The 15637-nt window shown below is 71.9% G+C and carries 14 protein-coding genes; 7 read left to right on the plus strand and 7 right to left on the minus strand.

Annotated elements, in window-relative coordinates; translation table 11 throughout:
* Positions 1-1411 precede the first annotated feature (1411 nt).
* From ACIPYS_RS27035 to ACIPYS_RS27065, 7 genes are all read right to left on the minus strand, one after another.
* Positions 1412-1897, minus strand: coding sequence for a SitI3 family protein (locus tag ACIPYS_RS27035; RefSeq protein WP_400750579.1), 486 nt, complete (start codon positions 1895-1897; stop codon positions 1412-1414).
* 22 nt (positions 1898-1919) lie between these two features.
* Positions 1920-2477 carry a hypothetical protein gene (locus ACIPYS_RS27040; RefSeq protein ID WP_400750582.1) on the minus strand — a complete coding sequence of 186 codons (558 nt, stop codon included), beginning with the start codon at positions 2475-2477 and terminating at the stop codon, positions 1920-1922.
* Between the two features lie 87 nt (positions 2478-2564).
* The gene (locus ACIPYS_RS27045; protein WP_400750585.1) at positions 2565-4481 is read right to left on the minus strand and encodes a DNA/RNA helicase domain-containing protein; all 1917 of its coding nucleotides are present in this window, start codon (positions 4479-4481) and stop codon (positions 2565-2567) included.
* Positions 4482-4568: 87 nt separating this feature from the next.
* Positions 4569-4730: a hypothetical protein gene (locus ACIPYS_RS27050; protein ID WP_400750588.1), complete on the minus strand. Its 162-nt coding sequence runs from the start codon at positions 4728-4730 to the stop codon at positions 4569-4571.
* A 558-nt stretch (positions 4731-5288) separates the two neighbouring features.
* Complete coding sequence (locus ACIPYS_RS27055) at positions 5289-5930, minus strand: hypothetical protein (protein WP_093859902.1); 642 nt, start codon at positions 5928-5930, stop codon at positions 5289-5291.
* 17 nt (positions 5931-5947) lie between these two features.
* A complete protein-coding gene (locus ACIPYS_RS27060; protein WP_400750592.1) occupies positions 5948-6277 on the minus strand; it encodes a hypothetical protein in 330 nt (109 codons plus the stop codon).
* A 109-nt stretch (positions 6278-6386) separates the two neighbouring features.
* Positions 6387-7268 (minus strand): LLM class flavin-dependent oxidoreductase, encoded by an 882-nt coding sequence (locus tag ACIPYS_RS27065; protein ID WP_400750595.1) that lies wholly within the window; start codon positions 7266-7268, stop codon positions 6387-6389.
* Positions 7269-7762: 494 nt separating this feature from the next.
* Between ACIPYS_RS27065 and ACIPYS_RS27070 the strand changes: the two genes are divergently transcribed.
* The 7 genes from ACIPYS_RS27070 to ACIPYS_RS27100 all read left to right on the plus strand — a co-directional run bounded on the left by ACIPYS_RS27070 (position 7763) and on the right by ACIPYS_RS27100 (position 15585).
* The gene (locus ACIPYS_RS27070; RefSeq protein ID WP_400750598.1) at positions 7763-8905 is read left to right on the plus strand and encodes a glycosyltransferase family 2 protein; all 1143 of its coding nucleotides are present in this window, start codon (positions 7763-7765) and stop codon (positions 8903-8905) included.
* Positions 8878-10344, plus strand: a complete 1467-nt coding sequence (locus ACIPYS_RS27075) for an NAD(P)/FAD-dependent oxidoreductase (protein WP_400750601.1) — start codon at positions 8878-8880, stop codon at positions 10342-10344. Before ACIPYS_RS27070 ends, ACIPYS_RS27075 begins: the two co-directional genes overlap by 28 nt.
* A 99-nt stretch (positions 10345-10443) precedes the next feature.
* Complete coding sequence (locus tag ACIPYS_RS27080; RefSeq protein ID WP_197698747.1) at positions 10444-11862, plus strand: aspartate aminotransferase family protein; 1419 nt, start codon at positions 10444-10446, stop codon at positions 11860-11862.
* The gene (locus ACIPYS_RS27085; RefSeq protein ID WP_400750604.1) at positions 11859-12437 is read left to right on the plus strand and encodes a hypothetical protein; all 579 of its coding nucleotides are present in this window, start codon (positions 11859-11861) and stop codon (positions 12435-12437) included. Before ACIPYS_RS27080 ends, ACIPYS_RS27085 begins: the two co-directional genes overlap by 4 nt.
* Positions 12434-13912 carry a GMC family oxidoreductase N-terminal domain-containing protein gene (locus tag ACIPYS_RS27090; protein WP_093859898.1) on the plus strand — a complete coding sequence of 493 codons (1479 nt, stop codon included), beginning with the start codon at positions 12434-12436 and terminating at the stop codon, positions 13910-13912. The genes ACIPYS_RS27085 and ACIPYS_RS27090 overlap by 4 nt, the downstream gene beginning before the upstream one ends.
* A 155-nt stretch (positions 13913-14067) precedes the next feature.
* Positions 14068-14946 (plus strand): SDR family NAD(P)-dependent oxidoreductase, encoded by an 879-nt coding sequence (locus ACIPYS_RS27095; protein WP_400750608.1) that lies wholly within the window; start codon positions 14068-14070, stop codon positions 14944-14946.
* A 60-nt stretch (positions 14947-15006) separates the two neighbouring features.
* Positions 15007-15585 (plus strand): TetR/AcrR family transcriptional regulator, encoded by a 579-nt coding sequence (locus tag ACIPYS_RS27100; RefSeq protein ID WP_400750611.1) that lies wholly within the window; start codon positions 15007-15009, stop codon positions 15583-15585.
* Positions 15586-15637: the final 52 nt, after the last annotated feature.

A 15637-nucleotide genomic window follows, 5' to 3' on the forward strand; every position in this document is an offset into this window, starting at 1 on the left:
TCGTGCCGCCGGCTCCCGTCCTCGTCGAGCTCTGGAGGAGACAGGAGTGCTGGCCGATTGAGGTTCCACGCCGGGCAGTACGTGACGGAACCGGCAAGTCGGCCACGGGCGTCGCGCAGGACCTTGGGCGTCCAGCCGAGTACGTTGCAGAACTGGGTCTACCGCGGGCGCGCCCGGAACGACGCAGGAAGAAGTGGGCGGCTGCCCAGCCTATGGGCGTCCGGGCGCCCCTGCGAGAGGCGGGGCGCGAAGCACGCTGTGGCCGGCCAGCCGATGACACGCGCGGGACGACACGTTGCCCGTTGGACCACGGCACGTAGCCAGTGGGTAGGTGGACCGAATTCACCGCGTGGGGGCATCGCGGTAGGTGAACCCGCAGGTCCGAGGTCGCGGGAGGCCTCCCCGGCCTATAGCGCATGGCAGGCAGAAGGCCGCTACTTGGCGTGTCCGGCGCTGATGCCGGGCCTTGGGACCGTTTTGGGACCAGCTGTCTTGGCTGCCGGTGGACACATGTGGACGCAGTTGGACATCTCTGGCCGTTGCCACAACTGGTCCTCCGTCAGCCAGTGTGATCCATGCCGGCAACCCTGACGGTTCAACTCTGTCGCTCGGAAGCAAAGGTGACTGCCTGCCTGGGGCCCGTCTCGTAGGCGGCCGATTGGCTTGCAAGTGAATGCACTTGGCTGGGGGCTCAAGGGGTCGCAGGTTCAAATCCTGTCGTCCCGACTGTGAAGTCGGAAGGCCGTTGATCGGGAGAAATCCCAGATCAGCGGCCTTTTTGCTGATGGCCCGACAGGTGGTGGGCGGCTGCGATGCCGCCGCGCCGTGATCCTGCTGGGGGCCAGTCGGGGACTGCAGCCATCGGCCGAAGGCCTGCCGTAACCGTGCGCGGCGGGCGCGCGTTCGCACCTGCGCGAGGTTGCCGGCCTGCCGGCCTCCGGGGGCGCCTGTCGAAGGGGCCAGGTCGACCTCCGGCGAGGCGCGAAGGGCTGGTGCCGGCGCTGATGCAGCCTCGCCTTCCCTGGGCGGCAGGGCAGTCAAGTCTGCTGAGAGGGCGTCACATTCACGCGAACGAAGCCCGACGGGCCTGCCGGACCATGAACTGGTGCACCACGACCCTTGCGCCGCCCGCGGGGTTGCCGGAGCCGTGGCTACCGATGCCCCGTCCGGGCGGGTCCGGCTGGAACGGCCCCTCGTAGGGAGCCCACGGCCGGGGGACCACATCGGTTCCACAGGGCTCGCGGCACGGGACGTCGACGGTCTGCTCGGCTCCTCGTCTCCTCATGGTGAGAAGCGGGGCAGACCCTCGGCAGGGGCCCCTTCCGATGCACACCGTCTTCGCCGTCGACTGCCTGATGCCGGCGCTCGGCCTGCTCTGATCCCCGTCGACGTCGGTGCGCAGGGTGCGGGATCAGTCCTCGTCGGAGAAGACGTGTGTCTCGCGGGTGAAGGGGCGGGGGACGAGGGCCAGGCGGTCGGGCGGCCAGAGGTCGTCCCGCTCGTTGAGGCTGAGTTCGCCGCCGCGTCGCAGGAGCCAGATGATCTCGTAGTGGTACTGGAGCACCGCGTCGCCCGGGACCCGGTCCAGGAGGCCCGCGACCGCCCGGACGACGTCGTCCTCCTGTCCCGACAGGTCGGTGGTCTTGTCCAGCCGGAAGGCCACCGAGACGGTCGGGGTGATGCGGAGATCGGTGACCAGTGGGTTCCACGGCCTGGGGTTGGGGGCGAAGACCCGGATCCAGGTGCCGTACCTGGTGACGACGCCGTCGGTGAGCAGGTCGGCCGCGGCGGTGGTCGCATCGAACAGTCCGGCGCCCCGCGCGACGTCGTCCAGCACGTCGGCCACCTCGGCGACCGACAGTGGCGTGGCCAGGTTGAAGCTGTGGGAGATCGACATGGCTGGGATCCGTTCGGATGCGCTAGGGGTAGATGTGCAGGATATTGCCCTGCCGGTCGATCACCACGGCCTCCTGGAGCCCTTCGATCGGCCAGTCGTGGAGCTGGGCCTTGAGGGCCGAGACCTCCACCGGGGAATCCGCGAGGTTGACGACGATCCGGCTGGTCTGGCCTTCCAGGACCTTCTCCTCGATCCTCGAACCGACGTTCCGGGCACTCCGGCTGCTGGGTGAGACGCAGTCGAAGATCTCGCCCTCGATCCGGTAGTCGGGATTCTTCGGACCGGGGACCGACGGGTTCTGCTCGACGTGGTAGCCCTGCTTCGCCAGGATCTCCGCCGACTCGTTCTCGCGCTGGAGTGCGAGCCGGTTCTCGGCGGCGTCCTCCGGGTTGATCCGGGTGGTGGACCCCTGCGGCGTGGCGTTGGGGTCGGGGGCCCTGGACGGCTGGGTGCGGACCTCGCCCGCGCCGCCGCCCCCGCCCCCGCCGTTCCCCTCCATGTGGACCCGGTCGGGGCCCGCCGCGTCCTCGATGATCTGGCCCGCGCCGATGCCGGCCACGCCCAGGCCGGTGGCGATCACCCCGGCGACCGTGTGCCGTTTCGGCTCCGTTTCGGATGGCCGTTCCCGACCGTGCAGACTGGACGGCGCCGTGTGCCCTGCCCGGAATCAGTGAGTGGTCATCGGCCGTGGGGGGCTCTGCTCCGTCGTGATCCGTCCTGCCCGCTGCCCGGTGACCAGCTCCCGCAGCTTGGTGCGCGTCTCCCGGTCCGTCGAGTACACGACGGTGCCGATCATTCCTCGCGTCAGCAGCACCTTGTAGGTGTTGCGGATCAGGCGGTCGATGTCGGTGTCGGTGGTGGACCTGCGGAACACGGGATCCTTGGAGGCCGTCCGGTCGGTGACCCACCGGTCGGTGCGCCAGACGAGGTCCGGACCGAGGATGACGCCGCTCCAGTCGTACTCGAAGCCCTGGGCGGTGTACACGAAGCCGACCTGACCGAAGCCGGCCGGGTCGGTGGCCCACAGGGCGGCCGGCGGGGCGCCGGCGATCGAGCGGTCGCCGTACACGTTCCACGGCCGGGCCCAGTCACCGATCCGCACGTCCAGAGGAAGCGCATCGCCAGGTGCGATCTTCGTCGTCCAATTCCAGCAGTACCCGGCTGTAATACGGGCGTTGAACCCCTCCACGCGCCGGGCGTCGAGGAACCCCTCCAGCTCTTCGGGGCTGTCGGCAACCTCCAGGGTTACCTTGCCGTCGGGCTCCCATTCCACAGGGCCACCTGGCTCCAGCCCGAGGAGTCGCACCACCCAGTGCAGGTAGGCGTCGCTGCCTCCACCGCGAAACTGGCTGCCGAGTTCTATCACTTGGCAATCCAGGCCCTTCGCGCCGGCGGCGGCGCGGATCAGGTCCACTGTGCCCATCTCGCCCGGCCGGACGATCTGGTTCTCGTCCAGCAGGAACACCGGTACTCGGGCGGCGTCGATCAGTTCCTCGATCTGGGACTTTCCCGTGCGCTGGGCCGCGCGTGTGTAGCGGTTCGCGGACGTCTCCCTGATGCGATGTGCCTCGTCGCAGATGAGAACGTCGAGTCCGTTGCGCTCGGCGGTCATGAAGCTGTTGAAGTACTTGAACAGCTCCTGCACTTGACGCTTTCGTGCTCCGGCCGTCCGACGCATCGTGGTGGTGAAGGAGCTGGATCCGGTCGCGTGGAGAGCCGCAACACCATGCCTGTACATCTCGCCCAGGAGCGACAGCGCGATGACGCTCTTCCCGGTGCCCGGACCGCCAGTGATCACAACCACCTCCTTGCGATCGGTCTGCTGGGCCCGCCGCACGGCGTGCAGCACCACCTCACACGCAACCCGCTGTTCGTCCAGCAGGACGAACTGTTCACCCTCGCGTACCTCGGCGGCAGCCACCGACACGAGTTGTGGTGTTGGCCGAATCTTCGCAGACAGAAGAAGATCAGCTGACTCGGCACCGTCTGCTGGGGCCAGTAGCGAACGCAGAAGGTGAATGAAGCTCGGTCGCTGCCCGCCAGTGAACATCGCGAGGTTGGAGCTCGGGCTCACGGCGAGAGCTTCCTCGGTCGCGAACTCCGTGACGTAGGGAAGGAACGCAATACCCGAGATCCGCTCGGGACGGTCGGCCAGCGCCGCGTTGTACGACGCCAGATACGAGCAGTAGCCGCGCACCTGCTCGATCGGGTTGAGCAGAGGACGCGCGAGGCCGGGGACTCGGCACAGGTGCGCGATCTCTCCATCGGGCTCGACTTGCGACCACAGCTTCACTTCGACAACTACGTAGGACGGATCCCCGGTGACCGGATGAATTCCTGCCAGCACGAGGTCGGCCGACCGGTTGGCGAAGGGGAGGTCATAGTCGACCAACACCTCGACCTGGCCGAGACCGGCTTCCAGGAGAACGCTCAGAACTCCTGGAAGCCCGCGCTTCCACATGTGCCTCTCGGCCTGACTCGGCTGGTGCCCGCGGAGGAGCAGCGAGCCCTGCTCGACTGCTGACACGAGATTCCCGGACAGGGCCTGCGCAGCCAGGAGGGACGCGGGACCGCGATACAGCACTTGTCTCCTCCTTGCTACTGGGGCAGGCTTCGTGGATCGGCCGGCTGGGAGACAGTAACAAAACGGATGACGGGGGAGCAGCTTCGTTCATTTGGGAAGGGCCTTGAGGATCTCAGGCCTGTCCTTGGGATCGGAGTCGGCGAGTGCCTCGCTGGCGATCTGCCGGGTCAGTCGAGCCCGGACGATGACGCGGACGATCGTCGAGACAGCGAGGAGGGAAGAGCCAATGGCAGTGTAGACGGACAGCACGGAAGTCCTTTGGAGAGGCCACGTGTGTAGGCGCTCAGCGGCGCCGAACGTGGGCGATGCATGATGCCGGGTTGCCAGAGCCGGCGCACGGACCTGGCCTGCGCCACAGCTCACCGCTCAAATCTTCCGAAGACGGGAAGAGAACACCTGTGGCCGTGTCACACAAGGGGCGTAGAGCAGGACCTGATCTGGCGCGGCGCGTCCGGACATAGCCGAAGCGCTCGCGGACATGCGCGAGGGCAGCATGAAGGAACTCCGTTACGGGTGGGGGCATGTCCAGATATCGGAAGCCCGGCGGACCGTATGACTGTCTGTCACGCTAGCACGCTCAGATCGCGAATGCGGGGTTGTCTGCTGACCCGACGGGACAGTGCCGTCTGATCGCCAGCCCTGTCGGCGACGGTGGGAGCGAGGACGGGCATCGGCGCGGACCTTCCGGAGGGGGACACCGTGGAGGTCGACTTCGACGGGGCCGGGCGCGTCGTGGCGGTCGGGGTGCGTTTCGGACGGTCGCTGATCACGACGGAGGCGGGAGCTTTCCGCATGGACCAGGGGCCGTCAGCCGGTGGTGATCTCGGGGCCCAGGGCCTCGACGGCGTTGGTGAGGACGGGGGCTCCGACGATGTTGATGAGCAGGAGGCCCAGGGCGAAGGATTTCTGGGCATCCGTCATCGTGCTTCCGGCGAGGGACCTGACGGCCGTGCCGAGTTCCTGTTGTTCGGTGGCGGGGCTGTTCTGGAGCAGGCCGAGGCAGAAGGTCGGCAGGGCGAGGTGGGCCTTGGTGAAGGAGACGCCGTGCATGATGGCGGCGACCTGTCGGGACCGCTCGCGGGCCCGGGCCCGGTCGACGCCGCGGTCGGCGGCGGTGAGCAGGATGGTGAGCGCGGTGCTCGGGCCGACGCCGATGTCCTGCTGGCCGATCCGTACGGTGAAGAGCGAACTGCGGAAGAGCGCGAGTGATCCGAAGGCGGCCACCAGTACCTGGGTGGCGGCCACGCCGCTCGCTCCGGAGGCGCCGAAGGTCCAGTCGAAGGTGCGGGCGAGGTAGAGCGCGCTGCCGGCGGAGGCCGCGTTGATGGCGGCGTACGTCCAGGCGCTCGGCACCCGCAGCAGGGCGGCCGGCCGGTCGCGGTAGCGGGAGACCAGTTCGGCCAGGCCGACGAGCAGGGCCAGGCCGCAGGCGACCAGGTATCCGAGCACTGTCGCCTCCGGCGGGGTCAGCCGAGCCAGCGGGCGGCGAACCTGGTGCCGGACTCGGTCAGCCGGAGGGAGTCCTCGCCGTCCTGGGTCCGCACCTCCAGCAGCCCGAGGTCTCGCAGGACGATCACTTCCTGCGCCATCCGGAGGGCGCTGAACCCGAACCGCTCCCGCAGCCCGTCGACCGTGACGGGGCCGGAGGCCGCGACCGCCCGGAGCAACTCGGTGGCGCTGTCGGACAGCGGTGCGCCCTCCAGGGCGGCGCCCGACTGGACGGAACTCCCGGACGGGGGGCCCTGCGCGCTGGAGAGGAAGGAGCTCCACGGGTCGACGGAGTCGGGCTGCGTCACGTTGCTGCTCCCTCGGCGGCTGGGCAGGCACCTTCCCGCATTGTGCCACCCGGGTGCCGCGCGCGGTTACGGTCGCGCGCGGTCACGGTCGGGCGCGGGCGGGATCGGATCACGGGGCGGTGGGGCGAGGCGGGCCGGCTCCGATGCGGGTGCGGACGAGGTCGACCGGGCCGCTGAACCAGCCGAGCTTCTCCACCCACCAGGTGAGGCCGGCCGCCCGGTACGGGGCGACGACGAGCGCGTCGGCGGCGCGGTGGACGCCGGACGTCCGGCCCTCCATGACGACGTCGAACGGCTGCTCGGGGGAGGGCCGTTGGGCGCGGACGTAGGAGACCACGGCTGCCAGGTCGGCGGGGGGCATCATCTCGGTGTGACCCACCCCCGCCCGGGTGGGGAAGACGCCGTCCCAGTGCGCGGCCCGCCGCATGGGGCGTTGCGCGGGCCAGGTGCCGGCGATCCAGACCGGGATGCGGGGGCGTTGCGGGGCCACCGGCCGGAAGGTGAGGTCGGTGACCGTGAACCAGCGGCCCCGGAAGGTGAAGGGGCGGCCGGTCCACAGGCCGTCGAGGACGTCCAGGGCTTCGTCCAGCTTCTCGGCGCGCACCCGTGGGTCCGGGTCCTGGCCCAGCGCCTCGAACTCGGCGGCGGAGGATCCGAGGCCGGCGCCGAAGATCAGCCGTCCGCCGCTGAGGAGGTCCAGTGCGACGGTCGCGCGGGCGACTTCGGCGGGGTGCTTGAGGGCGAGCACGTTCACCATGACGCCGATGCGCAGGCGCTCGGTGTCGGCGGCGATCACGGCGAGGGTGGTCCAGGAGTCGGTGACGTGCTCGTCCGGGTGTTCCGCGACCTGGCCGTCCCAGAGGAAGAAGCCGTCCCAGCCGGACCGTTCCGCCAGTACTCCCAGTTCGCGGAGCAGCCGGGGGTCGGCGTACTCGCGCCGGTTGGGCAGTCCGACGGCGTATCGCAGCGGCTGCTGTGGCGTGGCGTCCATCGGTTGTCGCCTTCCTGGTGTCACTGGTCCTGGTGTCACTGGAGGGTCCTGGTGTCACTGGAACGACCGGTTCCACCTTCGATGGTGTCGGTTGTGCGCGGCCGGGGGCAACCGGAGCGGCACCGGTCGGTCGCAGCGGGTGGGCGGTCGCTCCGCAGGCCGGGGGACGACTACGGTGCTACGGTCCTTTGGGAGCCCGAAACGCCCGTGGCGGTTCGGATGCCCTCCCTGTCCGGCGGTGTCTCCTCGGCGAGACGGTACGCCGCCCTCCCTCCCACCCCCCCGGACCGGTGATCGACGGGACCGGTGATCACCGGGTCCCCACAGCCGGAACCGCTCGGCGGCGGTGGGGCGGAGGGCGCCTTCGACGCCGGCGAGGTCAGGCCCGCGCCGCCCGGGCCTTCCACACTTCGCCACCTCCCACACCTTCGCCACCTCCCACAGCCATCGCCTCCGGACGGAGAAGCGCGCCCGGAGGATCCGAAGGAGCAGTGATGTCCGAGAACAACGCGGGCCCGGTACCCGGTCCGCGGTATCTGATCAGCGTCGTGGTCCCGTGCTTCAACGAGGAGGCCGTCCTGCCCGCGACCTACGAGCGGCTGACGGCGGTGATGAGCCGTCCGGTCGGCCCCGACCACGAGCCGCCCGACCACGAACTGGTCTTCGTGGACGACGGCAGCACGGACCGTACCTGGGAAGTGCTGCGGGAGTTGGCCGCCGACGACCCCAGGGTCCACCTGGTGCGGTTCAGCCGGAACTTCGGCCATCAGTGCGGACTGCTGGCGGGCCTGCGCGAGGCGGCCGGCGACGCGGTGGTGATGATCGACGCGGATCTCCAGGACCCGCCCGAGGTCGTGCCCGAACTGGTGGAGCGGTGGCGGCAGGGCTGGCCCGTGGTGTCCGCCCGGCGGACCCGGCGGCAGGGGGAGTCCTGGTTCAAACGCGGGTCCGCCTACGCCTTCTACCGGACCCTGGACCTGCTGGCCGACCAGCCGGTGGCGCGGGACACCGGTGACTTCCGGCTGCTGGACCGCAGTGTGGTCGACCTGATCGCGACCCTCCCCGAGCGCAGGCTCTTCCTCCGCGGCCAGATCAGCTGGGCCGGCTTCCCGGAGACCACGGTGGAGTACGTTCGCCGGCCCCGGTCGGCGGGGCGGTCCAAGTACGGCATCGGCCGTCAGCTCGCCCTGGCGCACCAGGCGTTGATGAGCTGCTCCGCCGTTCCGGCGCGGCTCCCGGTGCTGGCCTCGGCCGCGGTGCTCGGTGCGGCGGCCGCCGGAGCCCTGACCGGCCGCGCGGCACCGCGGGGTACCTGGGCGCTGGGCGTCCAGTTGCTGTGCCTCGGTGTGCTGGCGGACTACGTGTTCCAGGAGTACGACCAGACCCGCGGGCGTCCCGTGTACCTGGTCCGCCAGACGGTGCCGGGCCGGTCCGCCGCACGGACGGAGCGAATGGAGCGAATGGAGCGGACGGAGCGAACGGAGTGGACGGAACGGACGGACGGAACGGAGCGGACGGAACGGACGGACGGAACGGAGCGGACGGAACGGACGGGCGGAACGGAACGGACGGTGCGAACAGCACGGACCGAGCGGCCGGAGCGGGCCGGGTGGACGACGCGGGCGGCGGCCTCGTGAGCGGCCCGACGGCGGCCGCGGCAGCGCGGGGCGGCCGGACCCCGGACCCGGCGCCCGGTGACGAGGTCCTGGTGATCGGCGGCGGGTTCACCGGTCTGGCCGCCGCCCACGAGCTGGCCCTGGCCGGGGTGGCCTGCCGGGTACTGGAGCGCGAGCCCTACGTCGGCGGCCTGGCGGGGTCCTTCGAGGTCGGCGGAGCCCGGCTCGAACGGTTCTACCACCACTGGTTCTCCTCCGACCTGGAGGTCCGGGGGCTGTGCGCGGAACTCGGCTGCTCCCACCTGCTCCAGCCGCACCGGACCCGGACCGGCGTCTACTACGCGAACTCGGTGTACCGGTTGTCGAGCCCGTGGGACGTGCTGCGTTTCGCGCCCCTCCCGCTGCCCGGCCGGGTCCGGCTGGGCTGGTCCGCGGTGCGTGCCCACCGGGTGAAGCACTGGCGGGACCTCGAGGACCTCACGGCCCGGGAGTGGCTGGTCGGGCTGAGCGGGCCGCAGGTCTACGAGACGGTCTGGCGTCCGCTGCTGGAAGGCAAGTTCGGCGAGTACGCGACCGAGGTCGGCGCCACCTGGATGTGGACCAAGCTCCACCTGCGCGGCGGCAGCCGGTCGCACAGCGGCCGCGAGGTGCTCTACTACCTGCGGGGCGGCTGTGCCGCACTGCTGGACGCGTGGGTCTCGCGGCTGACCGAACTGGGAGTGCGGATCTGTACGAACACCCCGGTGCGGCAGGTGCTCACCGACGAGCACGGGGTGTGCGGCGTCCGCACCGGGAGCGGCGTGCTGCCGGCACGGCGGGTGCTGGCCACCACGGCACCGGACCTGCTCGCCGGCTTCCTCGCCCCCGCCCCCGCCTCCGCCCCCGTCGGGCCGCCGCCGCATCCGGACGTGCCCGCCGTCCGCCGGCGGCTGTCCGAGATCCCCTACCTCGCCAATCTGTGCCTGGTGCTGCAGAACGACCGTTCCCTGTCCGACACCTACTGGCTCAACGTCACCGACCCGTCGTTCCCGTACGTCGGTGTCATCGAGCACACCAATCTCGAGGATTCGGACGCCTACGCCGGACGTCACCTGGTCTATCTGTCCGCCTACCTCCCGACCGGTGCCGAGCTGTACCGGATGGACGACGACGCGGTGTTCGAGGCCAGCCTGCCGCACCTGAGGAGGATGTTCCCGCAGTTCCGGCGCGAGTGGGTCCGGAGCCACCACGTCTGGCGGGCCGATCACGCCCAGCCGGTCATCACCCCGCACTACTCCGACCGCATCCCGGCGACGGAGACCGATGTGCCGGGGCTCTACCTGGCCAGCATGGCCCAGGTCTACCCCCAGGACCGGGGCACCAACTACGCCGTGCGGCAGGGGCGGAACGTCGGCCGGCTGATCGCCGACCGGATCCGGACCGCTCCCCGTACCGCACCCGATCGATCCATGACCGTCTGACGCCGGGCACGCCGTGCGCGGCGGGCGCGCCGGGTACGGCGGCACGGCGGCGCGGCGGCACGGCACGGGACCGGAGTCCGGTCCCGGGGAAGGGACGCCATGAACTCCCTCATCAGCACCGAGGACTGCGAGCGGATGCCCGTCGCGCGGGTGCACGAGCTCTACCGTCGTCATGTCAGCCGGGGCCAGGTGACCCTGCTCTCCGCCTTCGGATTCGGCCGCGACGCCGTGGACAGCGCCTCGGGCTGCTGGATCACCCTGCGGGACGGGCGGCGGGTCCTGGACTTCACCGGCGGGATCGGCGTGCTGAACCACGGCCACAACCACCCCCGCATCCTGGCCGCCCGCCGACGCTTCCAGGAACTGCGGCGGATGGAGGTGCACAAGAACTACTTCTCGCCGTACGTCGCCGCGCTGGGGCACAACCTGGCCCAGCTGCTGCCCGGGGACCTCGATGTCAGCTACTTCCCCAACTCGGGTGCGGAGGCCGTCGAGGGCGCCCTCAAGATGGCCTACAAGTACCACCGCGGCCATCGCGGCACGGTGCTGCACACCGACATCGCCTTCCACGGGAAACTGCTCGGCGCCGGAAGCCTGACCGCCTCGCCGGAGGTGCACTTCACCTTCCCGCGGATCCCCGGCACGGACAGTTTCGCCTTCGGCGACCTTCCCTCGCTCGAACTCGCCCTGGAACGGCACACCACGCCCGAGGGCGGGAGCGACGTCTACGCGCTGGTCCTGGAGCCCTTCAGCGCCTCCGCCCTCCGTGAGTGCTCCGAGGAGTTCCTGCGCGAGGCGCGCCGGCTGTGCACCGAGCACGACATCGTCCTGATCTTCGACGAGGTCTACACCTCCTGGGGCAGGACCGGTTCGCTCTTCCACTTCATGCGCCACCGCGGCCTGGTCCCGGACGTGGTGACCACCTCCAAGTCATTCGGCGGCGGCAAGGCGTCCATCTCCGGCTACGTGGCCAGGGAGCCGGTCTTCCGCCGGGCCTACGACTCGCTGCCCGACGCCACCCTGCACAGCACCACCTACTACGGATTCGGGGAGGAGACGGTCACCGCGCTGGAGGCCGTGGCGATCGCGGTCGAGGACGACTACCCGGCCAGGGCGCGCCACCTCGGCGAGCGGCTGCACCGCGGCCTCACCGCCCTCGCGGCCGGCCACCCGCACCTGATCGCGGAGGTGCGCGGCACGGGTGCTCTCCAGGGCGTCGTCCTGCGCCACGTTCCGGCCACTCTCGACCACGCGCTGAGGCTGCTGCCGTCCTCCTTCGCGCGCGACCCGCAGGCCGGGGCCAAACTGGCCACCGCCGCCGTGGTCGCCGCGCTCTACCGCGACCACGGCGTGCTCACCTACTACGGCTCCAACCACGACCTCCCGCTGATCGCCGCACCTCCCCTGGTGGCCGTGGACTCGGACCTCGACGTCTTCCTGGAGGCCCTGGACGCGGTGCTGGCCAAGGGCATGCCCCGCCTCCTCGCGGGCCTGGTCAGGGAGAAGGTCACCGCATGAGCGCCCCGGCGGCCCGTCCCGGGGCACCGGTCGAAGGGTTCCGTACCGCGCCGGAGCACCGTCACCCGCGCGGCCGGGAACGGCGGGTGCGGGGCCGGGAGCGGCGGGTGCGGGTCTGGGAGCGGCGGGTGTGCTCCGCCGGGCTCCCGCCGCTCTGGGCGGGGCGCTGTACGGTGCTGTCCGAACCCGCCCGCCGGGCTGCCGCCGTCCGGCACACGGCCGCCACACTGGCCGCCCTCCCGGGGCCGTACCGCTTGGTGTTCGCCCTGCTCATGCGGGTGTTCCCGGCGGCCGTCGTGCTCGCGGACCCGACCGGCCCGTTCCGGGGCGCCGCGGACCGGACCCGCCCGCGACGGGTCGCCGACCGGCTGTCCGCGGTGCCCGGCTGCGCCGAACTGCTCAGGGTGAGCCTCGCGTTGGCCCTGCACGGGGCGCTGGACGGTGCTCCGGACGGCGCTGTATACGGTCAACTGCCCGGTGCTCCGCCGGGCCCGCCGCCCGGCGCCGCGGAGGACCGCGCTCCGCTCGACCTGCCGCGCGGATCCGCCGCCGCACCGCGTCGGGGGCCGCGATGACCGGGGCCGTCCGTTCCGTCCGCTGCGACGCCCTGGTGATCGGCTCGGGGGCCGGGGGCAGCACGGCGGCCCTGGAACTCGCCGGCGCGGGCCGGGAGGTCCGCGTCCTGGAGGAGGGCCCGCGCGTGCCGCAGGCGTGGATCACCCGGGCGTCCCCGGCGGAGAACCTGCGTGTGCTCTACCGCCAGGGCGGTCTGCTGCCCATCCACGGCGCGCCCACCATCCCCTTCGGGGAGGGGCGTTGCGTGGGGGGAACCACCGTGGTCAACGGCGGGTTGTTCTGGCGTCCTCCGGAACACCTGCTGGAGGGCTGGGCGGCCGCGGGTGTCGACGGCTACCGGGCGCACCACCTCGCCCCCCACCTGGCCGAGGCGGAGCGGCGCCTCGGTGTCGTCGACCAGCAGCCCGGCGGGGGGAACCGCGACTCGGTGCTGCTGGCCGAGGCGGCCGACCGGCTCGGCTGGCGCTGGGCACCGGCCCGCCGGGTGGTACGGGGCTGCCGGCACGCCAACCGGTGCGTCACCGGCTGCCCCACCGGGGCCAAGCAGAGCATGCTGGTGAGCTACCTGCCCGCCGCCGAACGGCTCGCGGCGGTCGTCGAACCCGACACCCGGGTCGTCCGGCTCGAACACGACGGCACCCGGGTCACGGCCGTGCACGCCCTGCGCGACGGCCAACGGCTGCGCTACCTCCCGCGGACGGTGTTCCTGGCCGCCGGTCCGGTCGGCAGCGCGCTGCTGCTGCGGCGCAGCGCCATCGGGGGACGCGGCCCGGGCGGAGCCATCGCGTTCCACGTCAACTTCCGTACGGTGGCGCGGTTCGACGAGCCCGTCCGCGCCGGCGAGGGCACCATCTTCACGGCGCAGTTGCAGGAGTTCGCGGACCGGGGTGTGCGGGTGATGCCCGGGAACCTGACGCCGGGGTCGCTCGCGGCGGCGCTGGCCGCCCACCCCGCCGGGACCGTCGACCGGATGCTGGCCCAGTTGGACCGGGTCGCGGTCTACACCACCCAGGTGAGCGTCCGGGGCACCGCCCGGCTGCTGGCGGTGCCCGGCCTCGGCGCGCTGCTGCGGCACCGCCTGACCGCGAGTGACCGGGAACTGCTCCGCTGGGCCTTCCGGCAGACCGCCGAACTCCTCCTGGAGGCCGGCGCGGTCGAACTGCTGCCGCCCGGACCCGCCTGCCTGTCGACGGCCGCGCAGACGGCCGACTTCGCGCTGCACGGCCGGCCCGAGAGCTGGGACCTGATCTCGGTCCACGCCATGGCGTCCTGTCGGACGGGGCCGCCCGCCCTGGGCGGAGTGTGCGACCTCCTGGGGCGCCCGCACGGTTTCACGAACCTGCGGCTGTGCGACGCGAGCGTCCTGCCGGGGGCCACGGGCGTCAGCCCGCAGGAGACCATCATGGGCTTCTCCCACCTGATCACCGCCCGGTACCTGGAGCAGTCCGCCGGCGCCCGGGCCGGGGGCGTCTGAGGCCCGCCGGTATCTGAGGTCCGGGGCGTCCGGTGCCCGCCGCGAGGGGTCGGCGGTCCGGGCGCTTCCCGCGCGCGAAACGGATAGGTAATCCGTATCTGCTACGGTGACCATCAAACGGATAACCTATCCGCACAACAGGAACGGGTGGTGCCATGAAGCGGACCGCGGTCGTCACGGCGGGAACGGCGGGGATCGGACTGGAGACCGCGTTGGGGCTGGCGGCGGCCGGTCTCGCCGTCACCGTGGTCGGACGGGACCGGGTGCGCGGCGCGCACGCGGTCGAGCGGATCGACGCGACGGCGCCCGCGCACCCCGCCCGGTTCCTGGCCGCCGATCTGGCCTCGCTGGACGAGGTCCGCGCCCTCGCCGCCCGGCTGGGCGAGGACGGCCCGCCGGCCGTGCTGGTCAACAACGTCGGAGCGATGTTCCCCCGCCGGCAGGACTCGGTCGACGGGATCGAGGCGTCCTTCGCCGTGAACCACCTCTCGCCGTACCTGCTGACCGAACTGCTGCTCCCGGCCCTGCGGGCGGGCGCGCCCAGCAGGATCGTCAACGTCACCTCGGCCGCGGTCGGTGTCGCCAGGCGCACCTTCGAGGCCGTCGAACCGCCGGGCGGTTACTACGGCTTCCACTGGTACGGCCGGGCCAAGCTCGCCAACCTCGCCTACACCCTCGAACTGGCCCGGCGCCTCGACGGCAGCGGCGTCTCGGTGTTCGCGGCCGACCCCGGCGGCGCCGCGACCGACATGACCCGCGGCACCATGGACGACCCGCGCATCGTCTCGCCCGGACTCCGGCTGCTCTGGCCGCTGGTGCGGCGCAGGTTCGAGCGCTCCACGTCCGGCCCGGCCTCGCTGGCGGCCAGGTCGTCGGTCCACGCCGCCACCGCCCCCTCGCTCACCGGCCGGACCGGCATCGTCATCGGAGCCGGGGTGGAACCCGTGCCTCCCTCACGGGTCGCGGCGGACCCGCGCGTCGCCGAGGCCGTGCGCCGCCTCAGCGAGCGCCTCGCGCCCGTCGGGACGGTGTGAGCGGGCCCCGCACCGCACCGCGCCGGGTGGCGGATGAGTCATCCGGTTAGACTTCCCGGCATGACGACGGCTCCCCGGCGCAAGGACGCCGCCCGCAACCGGGAACGGATCGTCGCCGTCGCCCGGGGCGTGCTGGACGAGGGCACGCAACTCCAGCTCAACGACATCGCCCGCCGCCTCGGGGTGGGCGTCGGCACCGTCTACCGGCACTTCCCCACCGCCGAGGCCCTGCTCGAGACCGTGGCCGCCCCCGGGCTCGAGGCGCTGGCCGCCCACGGCGAGGCGGCCCTGTCCGACGAGGACGCGGCGCGCGCCCTCACCGGCTTCCTCGCCCGGACCGTGGAGGCGCAGGTCACCGACATCTCGCTGTCCGCCGTCACCGCCGCACCCGCCGACGCGCTGCCCCGTACCACCGAACTGCGGCAGACCCTGTCCGCCGTCGGCAGGCAGCTGTTCCAACGGGCCAGTGACGCCGGTGCGGTGCGGGCCGACGTCACGCCCGAGGACCTGGTGCCGCTGATGTGCGGCGTCGCCTACGCCGCGACCGTCCACGCGGCCCCCGCGGCCCGCGCGAGCACCGCCCGGCGGTATCTGGCGGCGCTGCTGGAGGGCGTGCTCGTCGACCCCGTCGCCCGGTAGCCGGCCCGCGGTCGGCACCGGCACCGTCGTCAGGACGGCGGCGGTACCGGCC

It is taken from the genome of Kitasatospora sp. NPDC089913 (genome assembly GCF_044748625.1).
Taxonomy (GTDB): domain Bacteria; phylum Actinomycetota; class Actinomycetes; order Streptomycetales; family Streptomycetaceae; genus Kitasatospora.

Excerpts from the sequence above, each read along its gene's own strand:
- ACIPYS_RS27100 (WP_400750611.1), top strand. The coding sequence starts at position 15,007 with ATGACGACGGCTCCCCGGCGCAAGGACGCCGCCCGCAACCGGGAACGG.
- ACIPYS_RS27035 (WP_400750579.1), bottom strand. The coding sequence starts at position 1,897 with ATGTCGATCTCCCACAGCTTCAACCTGGCCACGCCACTGTCGGTCGCC.
- ACIPYS_RS27080 (WP_197698747.1), top strand. The coding sequence starts at position 10,444 with ATGAACTCCCTCATCAGCACCGAGGACTGCGAGCGGATGCCCGTCGCG.
- ACIPYS_RS27095 (WP_400750608.1), top strand. The coding sequence starts at position 14,068 with ATGAAGCGGACCGCGGTCGTCACGGCGGGAACGGCGGGGATCGGACTG.
- ACIPYS_RS27090 (WP_093859898.1), top strand. The coding sequence starts at position 12,434 with ATGACCGGGGCCGTCCGTTCCGTCCGCTGCGACGCCCTGGTGATCGGC.
- ACIPYS_RS27070 (WP_400750598.1), top strand. The coding sequence starts at position 7,763 with ATGTCCGAGAACAACGCGGGCCCGGTACCCGGTCCGCGGTATCTGATC.
- ACIPYS_RS27065 (WP_400750595.1), bottom strand. The coding sequence starts at position 7,268 with ATGGACGCCACGCCACAGCAGCCGCTGCGATACGCCGTCGGACTGCCC.
- ACIPYS_RS27085 (WP_400750604.1), top strand. The coding sequence starts at position 11,859 with ATGAGCGCCCCGGCGGCCCGTCCCGGGGCACCGGTCGAAGGGTTCCGT.